This is a genomic window from Tsukamurella strandjordii, from assembly GCF_039525985.1.
GTDB lineage: Bacteria > Actinomycetota > Actinomycetes > Mycobacteriales > Mycobacteriaceae > Tsukamurella > Tsukamurella strandjordii.
Genome location: NZ_BAAAII010000005.1, coordinates 232,151 through 248,685, shown reverse-complemented (window position 1 = coordinate 248,685; position 16,535 = coordinate 232,151). Strand labels below are relative to the sequence as shown.

Annotated in this window: 12 protein-coding genes and 1 pseudogene; 7 read left to right on the top strand and 6 right to left on the bottom strand. The window is 67.4% G+C overall.

Annotated features, from left to right (window positions below; translation table 11 throughout):
* Window positions 1-12: 12 nt before the first annotated feature.
* Both ABD108_RS10255 and ABD108_RS10250 read left to right on the top strand, forming a co-directional pair.
* Window positions 13-324: a hypothetical protein gene (locus tag ABD108_RS10255; protein ID WP_220658836.1), complete on the top strand. Its 312-nt coding sequence runs from the start codon at window positions 13-15 to the stop codon at window positions 322-324.
* 5 nt (window positions 325-329) lie between these two features.
* Window positions 330-1,490, top strand: coding sequence for an alkaline phosphatase family protein (locus tag ABD108_RS10250; RefSeq protein WP_220658835.1), 1,161 nt, complete (start codon window positions 330-332; stop codon window positions 1,488-1,490).
* On the opposite strand, the gene ABD108_RS10245 is transcribed toward ABD108_RS10250, so the two are convergent.
* The 3 genes and pseudogenes from ABD108_RS10245 to ABD108_RS10235 all read right to left on the bottom strand — a co-directional run bounded on the left by ABD108_RS10245 (window position 1,487) and on the right by ABD108_RS10235 (window position 8,119).
* On the bottom strand, window positions 1,487-2,347 hold the full coding sequence (locus ABD108_RS10245; protein ID WP_220658834.1) for a PAC2 family protein: 861 nt from the start codon (window positions 2,345-2,347) through the stop codon (window positions 1,487-1,489). The genes ABD108_RS10250 and ABD108_RS10245 overlap by 4 nt on opposite strands.
* Window positions 2,348-2,438: 91 nt before the next feature.
* Entirely contained in the window at window positions 2,439-6,185 is a 3,747-nt protein-coding gene (gene metH / locus ABD108_RS10240; RefSeq protein ID WP_343930207.1) for a methionine synthase, read from the bottom strand.
* A gap of 231 nt (window positions 6,186-6,416) precedes the next feature.
* Window positions 6,417-8,119 (bottom strand): annotated as a pseudogene (locus ABD108_RS10235) (bifunctional metallophosphatase/5'-nucleotidase).
* A gap of 108 nt (window positions 8,120-8,227) precedes the next feature.
* On the opposite strand from ABD108_RS10235, the gene ABD108_RS10230 reads away from it, so the two are divergent.
* Complete coding sequence (locus ABD108_RS10230) at window positions 8,228-8,869, top strand: HAD family hydrolase (protein WP_220658831.1); 642 nt, start codon at window positions 8,228-8,230, stop codon at window positions 8,867-8,869.
* Here the strand turns inward: ABD108_RS10230 and ABD108_RS10225 are convergent.
* Window positions 8,866-9,303 (bottom strand): hypothetical protein, encoded by a 438-nt coding sequence (locus ABD108_RS10225; RefSeq protein WP_343930206.1) that lies wholly within the window; start codon window positions 9,301-9,303, stop codon window positions 8,866-8,868. The two genes, ABD108_RS10230 and ABD108_RS10225, sit on opposite strands and share 4 nt — an antisense overlap.
* Window positions 9,304-9,389: 86 nt before the next feature.
* A complete protein-coding gene (locus ABD108_RS10220; protein WP_425579778.1) occupies window positions 9,390-11,174 on the bottom strand; it encodes an alpha/beta hydrolase in 1,785 nt (594 codons plus the stop codon).
* 150 nt (window positions 11,175-11,324) lie between these two features.
* Here ABD108_RS10220 and ABD108_RS10215 point away from each other — a divergent pair, with 150 nt between their 5' ends.
* From ABD108_RS10215 to ABD108_RS10205, 3 genes are all read left to right on the top strand, one after another.
* A complete protein-coding gene (locus ABD108_RS10215; protein ID WP_220658828.1) occupies window positions 11,325-11,606 on the top strand; it encodes a phosphoribosyl-ATP diphosphatase in 282 nt (93 codons plus the stop codon).
* 23 nt (window positions 11,607-11,629) lie between these two features.
* The gene (hisG, locus tag ABD108_RS10210; protein WP_343930204.1) at window positions 11,630-12,499 is read left to right on the top strand and encodes an ATP phosphoribosyltransferase; all 870 of its coding nucleotides are present in this window, start codon (window positions 11,630-11,632) and stop codon (window positions 12,497-12,499) included.
* 177 nt (window positions 12,500-12,676) lie between these two features.
* Complete coding sequence (locus ABD108_RS10205; RefSeq protein WP_343930203.1) at window positions 12,677-14,623, top strand: AAA family ATPase; 1,947 nt, start codon at window positions 12,677-12,679, stop codon at window positions 14,621-14,623.
* A gap of 158 nt (window positions 14,624-14,781) precedes the next feature.
* Here the strand turns inward: ABD108_RS10205 and ABD108_RS10200 are convergent, their stop codons facing one another.
* Window positions 14,782-15,612 carry a thioesterase family protein gene (locus ABD108_RS10200; RefSeq protein WP_220658826.1) on the bottom strand — a complete coding sequence of 277 codons (831 nt, stop codon included), beginning with the start codon at window positions 15,610-15,612 and terminating at the stop codon, window positions 14,782-14,784.
* 64 nt (window positions 15,613-15,676) lie between these two features.
* Between ABD108_RS10200 and ABD108_RS10195 the strand changes: the two genes are divergently transcribed.
* The gene (locus tag ABD108_RS10195; protein WP_220658824.1) at window positions 15,677-16,504 is read left to right on the top strand and encodes a tRNA (adenine-N1)-methyltransferase; all 828 of its coding nucleotides are present in this window, start codon (window positions 15,677-15,679) and stop codon (window positions 16,502-16,504) included.
* Window positions 16,505-16,535 lie beyond the last annotated feature (31 nt).

The following is a 16,535-nucleotide window of genomic DNA, read 5'->3' as shown; positions in this document are numbered from 1 at the left end:
TATATTTCGCCTGTGAGGACCGTCAGCGAGCTGGCCCCGGATCTGACCGAGGGCGTGTGGACCGTGCAGACCCGCACGTCGACCTATGTGCTGGACCTGGGGGAGATGACGCTGATGCGCGCACCCGGGATCGGCGGCACCGCCGAGGACGAGCAGTGGAGCATCAGCTCCCTGCGTCGTGACTCGGAGGACATCCCCCTGCTGGGGATCAAGAGCTGCCGGGTGGGTGAATCGGCGCAGTTCTGGGTTCGCGCCGCCGACGATCCCGATGTGCGCACCTGGCGGATCACCACGCCGGTCGTGTCGATCGAGCGCATCGGATAGCTCCGATGGGGCAGGTGGTCCCGCGGTACGGCTCGGGCTCGCTGGCCGACGTCGTGCCCTCGGCGGCCGCCGCACTCGGGGTTGCCGGGTACACCAACCTGCTGGGGTTCCGTCCCACGCGGCGCGTGTGCCTGCTGCTGGTGGACGGGCTGGGCCACCGGCTGCTGGACCGCTACGCGGCGCAGGCGCCGTTCCTGTCCGAGCTCACCGCCACGCACATCACCGCGGGTTTCCCCTCCACCACGGCGACGAGCATCTCGTCGATCGGCACCGGTCTGCCGCCGGGTGAGCACGGCATCGTCGGGCTCTCGTTCGCGGTGTGCGGCGACGGGGTCCCGAAGGGCACGGTGCTCAACGCGCTCGGGTGGAACAGCTCGGGACCCGGGCGGCCGCACGACCTGCGCGCGACGGTGGTTCCCGAGGAACAGCAGCCCGCGCCGACCCTGTTCGATGCGATGGCCGCCGACGGGGTCGCGGTGACCACGGTGACGCCGAAGGATCACGTGGGCAGCGGCCTCAGTCGCGCGGTGCTGCGCGGCGCCGATCCGGTGGCGGCGGCCGCGCTCGGCGATGTGGTGGGCCGCGCCGTGGCCGCCACCTCGACGGGCCCGGGCGAGCGCGCCTTCTGCTACGCCTACCACGGCGATCTCGACATGCTCGGGCACGTCTACGGCCCCGGCTCGCTGCCGTGGATGATGCAGCTGCGCCAGGTGGACACGTTGGCCGAATCCCTGGCCGCAGCGCTGCCCTCGGATTGTCTGCTGGTGATCACCGCGGATCACGGCATGATCGAGGCCCCGGAGGCGTCCCGGATCGACTTCGACGCCGAGAGCGATCTCCGGGCCGGGGTGCGGCTGCTGGCGGGCGAACCGCGCGTGCGGCACGTGCACACCACCGACGGTGCCCTCGACGACGTCCGGGCCGCCTGGTCCGAGACGCTGGGGCAGCGGGCCTGGATCCTGACCCGCGATGAGGCGGCCGCCGCCGGCTGGTTCGGCCCGCGCGTACTCGACCGCACCAGGGAACGGATCGGCGACCTGGTGGTGGCGATGCGGGGCGCGCACACCGTGGTGCGCCCCTCCACCGAGCCCGTGGTCTCGCACCTGATCGGACAGCACGGCTCGCTCACCGAGGATGAGCAGCTCGTCCCGGTGCTGGTGCGCTAGGGACCGGTGCCGGGGTCGCGGCGGCGCAGGTACTTCTCGAACTCCGCCGCGAGCGCGTCACCGTCGATCTGGCGCTCCGCGTTCTCCCGCTTGGCCTCCTCGTCGCCGCGCTCTTCGAGTCCGCGCACGTAGGCGGCCACATCGTCGTCGTCGGAGGTCATCTCGGTGACGGAGGATTCCCACTCCTCGGCGCGCTCGGGCAGGTCGGCGAGCGGAACTGCGAGGTCGAGCACGTGCTCGACCCGCTGCAGCAGGGCCACCGTGGCCTTCGGGTTCGGCGGCTGCGAGACGTAGTGCGGTACCGCGGCCCAGAAGGAGACTGCGGGGAACCCGGAGCGCACGCACGCGTCCTGGAGCACGCCGGTGATCCCGGTGGGGCCCTCGTAGCGGTTCTCCTCGAGCCCGTACCGGCGCGCCGACTCGGCGTCGTAGCCGGTTCCGGTAACGGGGACGGGGCGGGTGTGCGGCGTATCGGCGAGCAGTGCCCCGAGGATCACCACGGTGTCGATCCGCAGCTCGGTGAACACCGCGAGCAGTTGGTCGCAGAAGGCACGCCACCGGAAGTTCGGCTCGATGCCGCGCAGCAGCACCACATCGCGGTCGGCCTTCGGCGGGCGGCACACCGACAGGGTGGTCATCGGCCATTCGACGGCGCGGGTCACGCCGTCGATCTGCTTGATGGTGGGCCGGTTCACCTGGAAGTCGTAGAAATCGTCCGAGTCCAGCTCGGTGAGGGGCTGGGCGTCCCAGATCAGTTCGAGGTGCTCCACGGCGCCCGACGCCGAATCCCCGGCGTCGTTCCATCCTTCGAACGCCGCGATCAGCACCGGACGTTCGAGCTTGCGCATGTCCGTCATCTGAAGAAGCGTAGCGCCGGGGCCGACCGAGTCATGCTTCGACGCGGGGCTTCGTCATGCGATCGCCTCGCTCCTGCACGAACGTCGGGGCTCAGTCCTCCGGGTTGTAGCCGAGGTTGGGGCTGAGCCAGCGCTCGGCTTCCTGCAAGGTCCAGCCCTTGCGCTTCGCGTAGTCGGCGACCTGGTCCTGCGCCAACCGGCCCACCACGAAGTACTGCGACTGCGGGTGCGAGAAGTACCAGCCGCTGACGGCGGCACCGGGCCACATCGCCATCGACTCGGTCAGCTCGATACCGGTCCGCTCGTGGACGTCCATCAACTCCCAGAGCGTCGCCTTCTCGGTGTGCTCCGGGCAGGCCGGGTAGCCGGGAGCAGGGCGGATTCCCACGTACTTCTCACCGATCAGCGCCTCGTTGTCCAGTTGCTCGTCGGGCTGGAATCCCCAGAACTCCGTGCGGACCCGTTGGTGCATCCGTTCCGCGAAGGCCTCGGCCAACCGGTCGGCGAGCGACTCCAGCAGGATCGCGTTGTAGTCGTCGTTAGCCGCCTTGAACTCGGCGATCTTGGCGGCGCTGCCGAGGCCCGTGGTGACAGCGAAGGCGCCGACGTAGTCGGCCAGACCGGTGTCCTTCGGCGCAACGAAGTCGCCGAGGCTCCGGTTCGGGATGCCGTCCCGGTGCTCGCCCTGCTGGCGCAGATTGTGCAGCCTGGTCTGCACCTCGCTACGGGTCTCGTCGGTGTAGACCTCGATATCGTCGCCGACGGCGTTCGCTGGGAAGAACCCGATCACGCCATTGGCGGTCAGCCACTTCTCCTCGATCAGGGTGTCGAGCATCTCCTGGGCGTCGTCGTACAGCTTGCGGGCGGTCTCGCCCGAGACCGGGTTGTTGAGGATGTCGGGGAAACGGCCCTTCATCTCCCAGGCGTTGAAGAACGGCTGCCAGTCGATGTACTCGCGAAGTTCGGCGAGGTCGTAGTCCAAGAACTCCCGGACGCCGAGACCCTGGGCGGGTACCGGCGGCTCATAGGCGGACCACTCGATCGGCGTCCGGTTGGCGCGGGCCTTCTCCAGCGTCAGCATGGGCCGTTCGCTCTTCTGGGCGTGCCGTTCGCGCAGCGCGGCGTAATCGGCCTCGGTGGCCTCCAGCAGGGCTGGACGCTGCCTGTCGTCGAGCAGCGCGGCAGCCACCGGCACCGAACGCGAGGCGTCCTTGACCCACACCACCGGACCGCTGCGGCGGGGCGCTACCTTCACGGCCGTGTGCGCGCGGGACGTGGTCGCGCCACCGATCAGGAGCGGGATGTCCAACCCCTCGCGTTCCATCGCCACGGCGAAGTTGACCATCTCGTCCAGAGACGGGGTGATCAAGCCGGACAGACCGATGATGTCAGCGTTGTACTCCCTGGCGGCGGCCAGGATCTTCTCGGCGGGCACCATCACGCCGAGGTCGATCACCTCGTAGTTGTTGCACTGAAGGACGACCCCGACGATGTTCTTGCCGATGTCGTGAACATCGCCCTTCACAGTCGCCATGATAATGGTGCCGTTGGTGTCTTTACTCGCGGTGCCCGAATCTTGCTTCTCCGCCTCGATGTACGGCAGCAGGTAGGCCACGGCCTTCTTCATCACCCGCGCCGACTTCACGACCTGGGGTAGGAACATCTTGCCCGCACCGAAGAGGTCACCGACGACGTTCATGCCGTCCATCAGCGGGCCCTCGATCACCTCGATCGGCCGCCCTCCCGCGGCGGCGATCTCGGCGCGCAACTCCTCGGTGTCGGTCTCGACGTCGGCGTCGATGCCCTTGACCAGCGCGTGCGTGATCCGCTCGCGGACCGGGAGGCTGCGCCACTCGGCGGCCTTGGGATCCTCGGCCTTCTCGGACTTGTTGAACCGTTCGGCGATCTCCAGGAGCCGTTCGGCCGCGTCCTCGCGACGGTTGAGCACAACGTCCTCGATGCGGTCCCGCAGCTCGGGGTCGATCGCGTCGTACGGCACGAGGGCTCCGGCATTGACGATGCCCATGTCCAATCCGGCCTTGATGGCGTGGAACAGGAACACCGCGTGGATGGCCTCGCGCACGGGGTTGTTGCCCCGGAAGGAGAACGACACGTTCGAGATGCCACCGGAGATGTGCACCCCGGGCAGGTTCTCCTTGATCCAGGCGCAGGCCTCGATGAAGTCGATGCCGTAGGTCGCGTGCTCCTCGATACCGGTCGCCAACGCGAAGCAGTTCGGGTCGAAGATGATGTCCTCGGCCGGGAAGCCGACCTCTTCGGTCAGGATCCGGTAGGCGCGCCCGCAGATCTCCTTGCGGCGCTCCAGGTTATCGGCCTGCCCCTCTTCGTCGAACGCCATCACGACGACGGCGGCTCCGTATTTGCGGCACAGCTGCGCCTCGCGGATGAACTTTTCCTCGCCCTCCTTCATCGAGATCGAGTTGACGATCGGCTTGCCCTGCACGTTCTTCAGGCCGGCTTCGATCACCTCCCACTTGGAGGAGTCGATCATCACCGGGACGCGACTGATGTCCGGTTCGGCCGCGATCAGCTTGGTGAACCGGTCCATCGCGGCGACGCCGTCGATCATGCCCTCGTCCATGTTGATGTCGATGACCTGCGCACCGACCTCGACCTGTTGCAGGGCGACCGACAGGGCTGTGTCGTAGTCCTCCGCCTTGATCAGGTTGCGGAACCGTGCCGAGCCGGTGATGTTGGTGCGCTCGCCGATGTTCACGAACAGGGAGTCGGCGGTGATGTTGAGCGGCTCCAGTCCCGACAGCCTGGTGGCCACCGGGAGCTGCGGAATCTCCCGCGGCGGCGTGCCCTCGACGACCCTGGCGATCTCGGCGATGTGCGCCGGCGCCGTACCGCAGCAGCCGCCCACCAGGTTCACCAGACCAGCCTCGGCGAATTCGGCCAGGTACGCGGCCTGGTGCTCCGGAGACTCGTCGTACTCACCGAAGGCGTTCGGCAGGCCGGCGTTCGGGTAGCAGGAGACGAAGGTGTCCGAGATCCGTGCCATCTCGGCGATGTAGGGCCTCATCTCCGGCGCGCCCAGGGCGCAGTTGAGGCCCACCGCGATCGGCTTCGCATGCCTGATCGCGTTCCAGAACGCTTCCGTGACCTGGCCGGACAAGGTCCGCCCAGAGCCATCGGTGATGGTGCCCGAGATGATCACCGGCCAGCGGCGCCCGCGTTCCTCGAAGAGGGTCTCGACGGCGAACACCGCCGCCTTGGCGTTCAACGAATCGAAGATCGTCTCGATGATGATCAGGTCGGAACCACCGTCGACGAGGCCGTTGACCGCTTCCAGGTAGGCGGCGACCAGCTGGTCGTAGGAAACGTTGCGGGCCCCGGGGTCGTTGACCTCCGGCGAGATCGACGCGGTCCGCGTCGTGGGCCCGAGGGCGCCGGCGACGTAGCGGGGCTTATCCGGGGTGCTGAACTCGTCACACACCTTGCGCGCCAGAGCGGCACCGGCGTAGTTCAGCTCGTAGCTCAGCTCGCCCATGTCGTAGTCGGAGAGCGAGACCGCGTTCGCGTTGAACGTGTTCGTCTCCAGGATGTCTGCGCCCGCCTCGAGATACTCGCGGTGGATCCCCTCGATGATGTGCGGCTGCGTCAGGTTGAGCAGGTCGTTGTTGCCCTGAAGAGCCGTCGGCCACTCCGTGAACCGCTCACCGCGGTAGCCGTCCTCATCCGGCCGGTCCCGCTGGATCGCCGTGCCCATCGCGCCGTCGATCACCATGATCCGCCGACGGAGCGTTGCCGTCAGCTCATCGGTGCAGTCAGGGCGGATGTTCGGCTCAAAGGAGCTCACGTACGTTCCTTCCATCGCGGAAGGCGTCCTTAACTCCGCCGAGCGTGGCGGATACCGGGGGACCGGTCCCGTTGCAACGCCTCTCGACCAGAAAAGTCTACGTCGTCACCGAGGGCGTACGCGAACTACCGTGACGAAACTCCAACCGGTGTCGTCCCGGGCGGTCCCTAATGCCGTGGACGTGGGGAGCGCACGCGGCGCTCGGGAGGCGCGCCCCGTCTGAGGCGAGCCGCGGCCCGCCCGCGACTACTGCTTGGTGACCCGGCTGGTGGGCGTCTGCAGGTTCGGGGTGGCCTGCAGGTACTTCTCCAGGGCGTCCAGGTCGATACCGCCCACCGTGAGGTCGGTGCTGCGGGTGAACACGCTGAACCCGTCACCGCCCGCGGCGAGGAAGTTGTTGGTGGTCACCCGGTACACGGCGACGGGGTTCAGCGGCTGATCGCCCACCTTCACGCTGTCCCGGATCACCTTGCGGTTCGGGGCGCCGCCGGCGTCGTAGGCGTAGCTGATGCCCGACGGGCCAGGATCGTGGTCTTGTCGGGGTTCTGCCACTGCTGCTCCAGCAGGTCGATGATCTGCTGACCGGTGAGCGAGACGGTGACCACCTGATTGCCGAAGGGCTGCACCGTGTACGCGGCGCCGTAGGTCACGTCACCGCCCTTGAGGTCGGCCCGGACACCGCCGGGATTCATGAAGGCCACCACGCCCGCCGCCTCGTTCGGCGCGCGCGTGGTGAACAGCATGGCGTCGGCGATCACGTCGCCGAGTGGCGAATCGCCGCCGGGGAAGGCCTGGCGCTTGAGATCGGAGGGGATCGTGCCGATCACGCGGTCGGCGCGCGGCTTCGCCTCCTTCTCGTAGAAGTCCACCAGCTGTGCGGTGGCCGGATCCGCCGGCAGGTCGCGGCCCACGACGCGGTTGACGGCCTTCGAGGTCACGCGGTCGGCGCCGAAGTCGAGGGTGATATCGGTGATGAGTCGCCCGTACGACGCGGCCTGGGTCACGGTGCGGCCACCGATCGTGCACACGTAGGCCTGGTGCGAGTGTCCGGTGACCAGTGCCGTGACCGCCGGGTCGATCTTCGCGGCGAGGTCGGGTGTGGGCGCTGAGACGTTGGTGCACGCGTTCGGGTCTGCCTCACCCGAACCCTTCTGGGCGCCGCCGTCGTGCATCGTCGCGACGATGGCCTGGGCGCCGGCGGCCTTCATCTCCGGCACGTACCGGTTGATCGCCTCGGCCTCGTCGCCGAAGGAGTAGCCGCGCACTCCCTCCGGCGCCACGATGGTGGCGGTCTCGGGGGTCACGGTGCCGATCACGGCGATCTTCCGGCCGGCGACCTCGAACATCTTCCACGCGGCCGTGCCGGGCGGGAGCTGGCCGGCCCCGTTCGTGACGTTGGCGGCCAGGTATTGATAGGTGGTGCCGGTGAACGGATCGCCCGGTTCGCAGCCGTCCGGCGCGCAGCCGCCCTTCTGCAGTCGTTCCAGTTCCACGGTGCCGTGGTCGAATTCGTGGTTGCCCACCGACGAGGCCTGCAGGCCCACCGAGTTCAGGAACTTCACCGTGGGCTCATCGCGGAACAGCGCCGAGACCAGGGGACTGGCGCTCACCAGGTCACCCGCCGCCACCGTGAGGTTGTTCGGGTAGGCCTGCTTGAGCCGCTGCAAGGCGGTGGCGAAGTACGCGGCACCGCCGGCATCCTTGCCGCCGATCTTCCCGGTGGAGCCGGTGGGCGGCTGCAGGTTGCCGTGGAAGTCGTTGAAGGCGAACAGGTGCACCTGGTTCGCCGCGGCGGGCGGAAGATCGCCCACACCGGGCACGGTGAATGCCGCGGCCGCCGCGGACGAGGACGACGACGGCGCGGACGTGTCTCCGGCGGTCCCGCAGCTCACGAGGAGCGAGGCGGCAGCGGTCAGTGCGACGGCGGAGGACAGGGCACGGTTGCGCATGATCGAACCCAAACACAGCCGGCGGTCGTGCGGGTGACGAATGACTGAACAGCTCGGTGTCCACGGCCGCCGCAGGAGCACGCGGGCACGCATCTTAAGGTTGACCGCATGAGCCTTCCCTCCGCAGTGCTGTTCGACATGGACGGAACCCTCCTGGATTCCGAGAAGCTGTGGGACATCGCGGTGGCCGAGTTCACCCGGTCCCTCGGCGCGGAGATCACCGCGCAGGCCCGGGAGGAAACGCTCGGCAATGCGGTCGACGACTCGCTCCGCAAGATCTTCGACTTCGCCGGCGTGCCGGAGGCCGAGCGGGACTACGAGGAAGCCGAGAAGTGGTTGTCCGGCCGCGTGATCGAGCTGTTCGACGCGGGTATCCCGTGGCAGCCCGGTGCGCGCGAGACCCTCGACCTGCTCGCGGAGGCCGGCGTTCCGCTGGTATTGGTGACCAACACGGTCCGGGAGATCACCGAGCACGCGCTGGGCACGCTGGGCCGGGAGCGGTTCGTCGCCACCGTCTGCGGTGACGAGATCCCGAACCCCAAGCCCGCGGCCGATCCGTATCTGCGCGGTGCCGAGCTCGCGGGATTCCCCGCCTCCGAGTGCATCGCCGTCGAGGATTCGCCGACCGGCGCGCGGTCGGCGCTCGCCGCCGGATGCACCGTGCTCACCGTGGGCGAGCATCCCGTCGCCGACGGGGCGCAACACCTCGGCGGACTGACGGGCGTCGGGCTGGAGACCTTCAGCCGTTAGCCGACGGTGAAAGCGTTGTCGCCGTTCGAGCAGGTGGCCACCGCGTCGGTCACCCGCGCGCCGCAGCGCCATCCGGCGCTTTCGACGGTGACGGCCTGACCCTGCGCGTTGGATGCGGCCGCCGCATACGCCTTACCGACCCGGAGGGCGTCCACGCAGTTCGCGTGCCCCGTCTTCACCACCACGCTGGCCGGCCCGTTTCCGGTGGGCACCGACCCGCAGACCGTTCCTGCCGCGGCGACCGGGAGGTCTCCGGTGCCCGCCCGCGCGGACGGGGCGGCGGATGCCGGTCCCGCCTGCACGACCGCACTGAAACTGACGGCGCTGTCGGAGGAATCGGTATCCGAGGAGGCGCACCCCGTGATCGCGGTGAGTCCCAGAGCGCCCACCGCCAGAGCACCTCCGGCGCGACCCGTCACCCAACGAAGGTTCATGTTCGGGACGCTAGCGGCCCCGTGCGGGACACGCACGGCGGCAACGCCGGAAGGTGTCCAGCATCACGCGCCGGAGGCGGTACGCCTCACTTCTCGGCACCGTCGACCGCGGCGCTGGCCATGACGGCCATCCGCACCCGCTCGGTATCGGCCGGCGTCCACCCCGGCGGTGGGAGCACAGCCGCGAAGGCGTCCACGACGGCGGTGCCGTAGTTGTGCCCGTGGCCGTCGGGGACCCCGGCGGCGTTGGCGAGATCGGCGGAGACCTGCCAGAAGGTGACGAAGGGGTACCAGGCCATCGCCGAACTGCGGTCCCGCCCGGCCGGTTCGCGCAGCCAATCCGGCTGCCGGAACAGCAGATCCGTCGACCACCACACCACGGGGTCGGACGGGTGCTGCACGTACACGATGTGCGGGGCCAGCCACTCGCTGCCCCCGTTGTCCGACAGCGGCACCACGCCGTCGGTGAACCGCACGATCAGCCCGTCGGTGTACGCGGGCAAGACCTCGGGGGTGCCGAGGTCTCGCCGCTGCGTGACCGCCGAATGGATCGGATTGGCGCGGGGCGGTCCGAGCCACACCACACCGTCCACCTTGTCCCGGATGTCGACGAGCGAGTCGAAGGCGCCCTCACCGGCACGGGTCCCCAGGCTCTCGCCCAGCACCAGCACCTTGGGGCGTGCCGGTTCGGGCCGGGCGCGCACATCCCCGAGAACCGCGTCCACCAAACGCTTTCCGGATTGCAACGAAGCCTCGCCGTCGGTGAGGAAGGAGATCCAACTGGGGAGGTACGAGTACTGCATCGCCACGAGCGCCACGTCGCCGCCGTACATCAGCTCCACGGCGCGCGCGGCGGTCGGATTCACCCATCCCGATCCCGTGGTGGGGATGACCACCACGTACTTGCGGTCCAGCGCGCGGGTGCGAGCCAGTTCCCGGTGCAGCAGGGCGATCCGCTCGTCGGGGCTCTTCGCGTTCTCCAGGCCCACGTACACCCGGATCGGCTCGACCACGGGCGCGGTGGTGAACCGCGCCAGGTCGGCTGCACCCAGCCCGCCCGCGACGAACTTGCGCCCCTCCTTGCCCAGGCCGTCCCACTCGGCGAAGGACTCCGGCGATCCGGAACGCTCCGGGGCCGTGGGCCGGGGGAAGCCCGCGGCCTCTTCGTCGTTCGACGCCGACGCGAGCCGGTTCGCTCCCGCCGTGAAGCCGCGCACACCCACGTCGTTGACGGCGATCACCACCAGGATCACCACCACCGCGAAGCCGAGCACCTGCGCTGCCGGCTGCGGAATGCGCAGATACCGGTTCGCCCGTCGGGCCAGGTACAGCCCCAGGTCCCGGAGCACACGGAACAGCGAGATCAGCAGTGCCGCCACGAGGAAGGCGACGATGGGTGTCAACAGGTACCAGAGGTTCGAGCCGGGTGGCATGCCCATGAGCGCGCGCACATCGTCCTGCCAGCGTTTCGACACCACCAGCATCCACAGCCCGCCCACCAGGACTCCGAGCACGATGAGCGCCCGCCACAGCGGCACGAACCGGGCGCGCCTCGGATCGTCGCGGATGGGGTGGGTGCGCACCAGCAGATCCACGATCACCCACTTGAGGAAGACGCCGATGCCGTAGCCGATCACCGCGTTGATCCCGGCCACGATGCCCTGGAAGAACCAGGACCGGGGAACGAGTGAGACGGTGAAACTGCTCATGAGGAACAGGCCACCCACGAACAGGCCGGCGAAGTCGAGGTGCAGCAGGCCCCACGCCCAGGCCAGCAGCGGATGCCGCTGCGCGAATTCGTCGAAGTTCTCGCGGAGGAAGCGGTCGGGATCACGGGTCGCGCGGACCACGCGCAGTCGCGCCCGGATCAGCGCCCGTGCGTAGCGGTACTGGGCGGCGCCCTTCGGCGGCTTCTGCGGGGAGTCCGGAGCGTCCTGCGCGGTCGACGGTGCCCCGTCGTCCGTCGTCGCACCGTTCACGGTGACCACTCTAGGGCCCCGCCCACCTGCGGTCCTGTGGGCGTGGGAGAATCGATCACCGTGAAGACCATGGAGACGCTGTTCGCGGAGTTGGCCGAGAAGGCCCGGACGCGGCCCGCCGGGAGCGGGACCGTCGAAGCGCTGGACAACGGCATCCATTTCCTGGGCAAGAAGGTGCTCGAGGAGGCCGGCGAGGTGTGGATCGCGGCCGAGCATCAGGGCGATGCGGAACTCGCCGAGGAGGCCTCGCAGCTCCTGTACTGGCTGCAGGTGCTGCTGATCAAGCGCGGCCTCACGCTCGACGACGTCTACTCCTACCTCTGACTCTCCCGAAGGAACCTCGAACCATGTTGCGGGTCGCCGTACCGAACAAGGGCGCGCTCTCCGAGGCCGCCGCCGCCATCCTCAGCGAAGCGGGTTACCGCCGCCGCTCGGATGCCAAGGACCTCACGGTCATCGACAACGCCAACGAGGTGGAGTTCTTCTTCCTCCGCCCGAAGGACATCGCGCTCTACGTGGGCTCCGGTGAGCTCGACATGGGCATCACCGGCCGCGATCTCGCGCTGGACTCGGGCGCGGAGTTCACCGAGCGGCTGGCGCTCGGATTCGGCCGCTCCACCTTCCGCTACGCCGGCCCCGCGGGAACACCGTGGTCGGTCGACGACCTCGACGGTAAGCGGGTCGCCACCTCGTACCCGAACCTGGTGCGGCGCGATCTCGCGCAGCGCGGGATCAACGCCGACGTGATCCGGCTCGACGGTGCGGTGGAGATCTCGATCCAGTTGGGCGTGGCCGATCTGATCGCCGACGTCGTCGAGTCGGGTCGCTCGCTGCGGCAGAACAATCTGGTGGCCTTCGGCGAGTCCCTGTGCGACTCCGAGGGCGTGCTCATCGAGCGGGTCGGCGCCGATACGGACCGCGCCCGGACCGATGTGACCGCCCGCGGCCGTGATCAGCTCACCGCCCGGCTCAAGGGCGTCGTCTTCGGCCGGCAGTACGTGATGCTGGACTACGACTGCCCGCGCACCCTGCTCGACGGTGCGATCGCCGTGACGCCCGGCCTGGAGTCCCCGACGGTGGCGCCGATGGCCGACGACAACTGGGTCGCGGTGCGTGCCATGGTGCTCCGCACGAACGCCAACGACGTGATGGACGATCTCGCGGAGCTCGGCGCGAAGGCGATCCTGATGACCGACATCCGGAGCTGCCGCTTCTGAGAAGCTCACGGGAACTCTCACGCTCAACTATCTTAGGACACCGGAAGAGGGAGAGGGGGAGCCGGTGGAGGGCGGAGTGACCGACAAAAGGCTGCACCATGTTGCGCCGTGGCACTACGATCTGGCGCGAACGGATCAGACGGAAGCCCAGTTCATTGACATTGCACAGTCGGAGCGGTGGGGCGCACAATGCGGCTAATCTCAGCTCGTATTCAAGGATATGGGCGCCTCGTTGATGCGCGAGTCAATCTAGACGCAAAGGTGATCGCGATTGTTGGCCCGAACGAAGCAGGCAAGACAACGCTACTAAAGGCGCTGTCGCATGTAGACCACAACAATGAAGTCCCGGTTGCGGAGCGATCGAGGGGCGCGAAAGTGACGGACCAAACTCATGTTACCGAGTGCGACTACGTACTCGATGACTCAGACCGTGAGGCCTTGGCGGACCTCGACCTTCATGAACCGCCGACGCGGGTCGCGATCTCCAGAACCGCTGACGGAAGTACGCTCCACGTTGACATCAGCCCTCATCCAGCAAAATCGGTAGCAGGATTGAAGGATGTCGTGGAGATTCTGAAGCGCACACACGCATCTCGCGACCTAGCTGATATGATCGACCCCGAGTCGCAGTATTCAGATTCACATTCGGCCGCGGCGCAAGATTTCCGAGCCGAATTGCAACACGTGATTGAAGCCGTTGAAGCCGCTATATCGGAGGCTGGCACCCCGATCGGTGACAACACCATAATGGTTGCCGAATCTCTCCTCAATGCCACACTTGACGATGAGGCGGTGCTGCGCGAATCATTCAATTCAGTGATTTCCTGGGCTCGTATTCCAGAACCCGGTGCGGCTGCTCGAAATCGACTATGGAAACGATCTCCTGACTTTATCTTGTTCGACGAGGAAGATCGATCGATACGATCTTCGTACACATTCGACGAGGCGCTCTCTTCGAATCCGCCCGCAGCTCTCGCCAATCTCGCAGGCACAGCTTCACTCAACCTGCCCGAACTGTATGACTTCATGACCACAGGCGATGTCGCGAGACGACGAACTGTAGTCGTTCAAGCAAATAAGCGCATGGACGCGATATTCGCGGACGCTTGGAAGCAGGCGCGGCTTTCTGTTCATTTCGAGCTAGACGGCGATCAGTTAAGAATCGAGTTGATGGAAGGCGACGACAACGTTACCATCTTCGACGAACGTAGCGCTGGCCTTCGAATGTTCATATCGCTGATCGCCTTCCTGAAGGTGCATGGCTCAGATCGCCCTACAATTCTGCTAATCGATGAGGCCGAGAACCATCTCCACATCGATGCGCAGGCCGATCTGGTTAACATGTTCGTCACGCAGGAGCACGCGGTGAAGGTCATCTATACGACTCACAGCCCCGCATGTTTGCCTCCAGATCTCGGCACGGGAATTCGGACAGTTGTGCCCCGTCGCGACAATATTCAGGTAAGCGACATCAAGAATAGTTTCTGGCAAGGTGCAGCTGGCTACTCCCCTTTGATGCTTGCGATGGGAGCCGCTGCAGCGGCATTTACACCTGCTCGCAGTGTCGTGCTTGCTGAAGGTGCGACCGAAATGATACTTCTTCCCACACTGTTGCGTGCAGCGACGGATTTACAAAATCTCCCTTATCAGGTCGCGCCGGGACTTTCGGAGGTGCCGAACGACTTCTTGCCATCACTTGACCTAGAAGGCGCACGTGTTGCCTACCTGGTCGACAGCGATTCTGGCGGAACCGCGATCAAGAGTAAGCTGGGCAAGGCAGGGGTCCCGGCGAACCTGATTATCGATCTAGGGTTTGCCGGAGTCGAGAGCGTACTGGCCGCGGACGCATATCGCGAGGCGGTCGTTGCTCTTCTGCCAGAGTGCAACCCACAGGCCACCATCGACGCATTGCCGTCGTCGCTCGTTTCAAACGCAGACAATTCAGCGTTGGATCCAGCCGCCATTCGGGCCTGGATCGATGATCAAGGCCTTAGGGCACCATCTAAGGTGGCGGTGGCGAACCGCCTTATCTCAAATGGCAGCGCGACGCCCAGTGACGCCGGAGCTGAACGCTTGCGAGAGCTTCACACGGAGTTGATCGCGGCGCTCGGAATCGAACTTTGAGGGCGCAGGTGAATTGCGGGCTCGCGCCTACTTGGCTCCCTTCTCGTAACACGAAGAATGACGGTTACTACGCCATTGGTAAGAACTTCTGACTCTGATTCAGGCGACCTATCGCCGGGATTCAAGAGAGGCGCCAAGCGCCAGCAATCGCTGCGCACTTAGCGCGCGGCCACGAGGAGCGTCTGCGCGCCGACAGCGAAGGCCCCGGCACCGTCGTACAGGCGCGAGACCGTGGTGCCGATGCCCTCACCTCCGACCAGCTGGTCACCGAGGATGCCGACCCAGCCGTCCACCGGCTGCGGCGAACGGTGCAGGTGCACCGTCATGTCCATGTTCATCCAGGTGACGGCGGTGGGATCGAGGTAGGCGGAGACCCCGTTCGCGGCGTCGACCACGGAGAAGACCTGCACCAGGGGCGACGGGGCTTCACCGGCGACCAGGGGCATCCGCGCCCGGATCCAGCACTGCTTCGGCCCGTCCGGACCGTCGGGATGATCGACGAACCGCCAGTCGCACGCGGCCAGAAAGCCCTGGTCCTGCAGGTGCGAGAAGAATCCCGGCATCACCCCCTGCTCGGCACCCGCGGGCGGCAGCGCGGGGGAGCGGTCTCGGGCGATCGCGGCGGTGTCCGATGCGGCGAGCACCCACGCCTGGGCGCGGGCGACGGTGCGGTACTCGCCGTTCGCGTCCACGCAGTCCATCTCGGCGGCGAGCAGCGAGATCGTCCGCCCCGGACGGACGGTCCACGCCCGCACCCGGGACCGCGTGATGGGGACGACGCCCAGCAGATCGATGGTCACCCGGGACACCCGCGCACCGGCGCCGACGAGCTTTTCCATCGAGCGCACCATCAGGGCCGCCGGCGGCGCGCCGTGCTGCATCGTGTCGGCCCACACGCTGGCCGTCGCCGGCGTGGGGTCGAAGACCTCGTACTCGTGCCCCTGCGCCTCGGCCGTGCCGGCGGGATGGAAGAAAGCGTCGTCAGCCATGTATCAGTCCTACCGACAGTCCGGATTCGCCCGACGGCCGGGGGTACTGGGAGAATCGTCGACCATGGCAAACAGTGGCCCCTTCCAGGTGGGCGATCGCGTACAGCTGACGGACGCCAAGGGGCGGAAGTTCACGGTGCACCTCGAAGCGGGCAAGGAGTTCCACACCCACAAGGGCGGCATCCGGCACGACGAGCTGATCGGCGCCCCCGAGGGCAGCGTGGTCAAGGCCGTGAACGGCACGCCGTACCTGGCGCTGCGGCCCCTGCTCACCGACTACGTGCTGTCGATGCCGCGCGGCGCGCAGGTCATCTACCCCAAGGACGCGGCGCAGATCGTGGCCGAGGGCGATATCTTCCCCGGCGCACGGGTGCTCGAGGCCGGCGCCGGATCGGGTGCGCTGACCTGCTCGCTGCTGCGCGCCGTGGGCCCCGAGGGCTCCGTGACCTCCTGGGAGGTCCGCGAGGATCACGCGGAGTACGCCGCGAAGAACGTCGAGGAGTTCTTCGGCGGCCGCCCCGACAACTGGAATCTGCAGTTGGGGGATCTCGCGGAGTACGACGGCCCGCAGGTCGACCGCGTGGTGCTCGACATGCTGGCGCCGTGGGACGTGCTGGACGCGGTGGGTAAGGCGCTCGTGCCCGGCGGCGTCCTCACCGTGTACGTGGCCACCGTCACACAGCTGTCGAAGGTCGTGGAGGCGCTTCGCGAGCAGGCCCTGTGGACCGAGCCGCGGTCCTGGGAGGCCCTGGTCAGGGAGTGGCACGTGGTGGGACTCGCGGTGCGTCCGTCGCACCGGATGCAGGGCCACACCGCGTTCCTCATCACCTGCCGGCGGTTGGCCGACGGCACGGTCGCGCCGCGTCCGCAGCGGCGATCCAACAAGGGGTAGCGTAGATATACCCCGCTCGAAGGGAGCATTC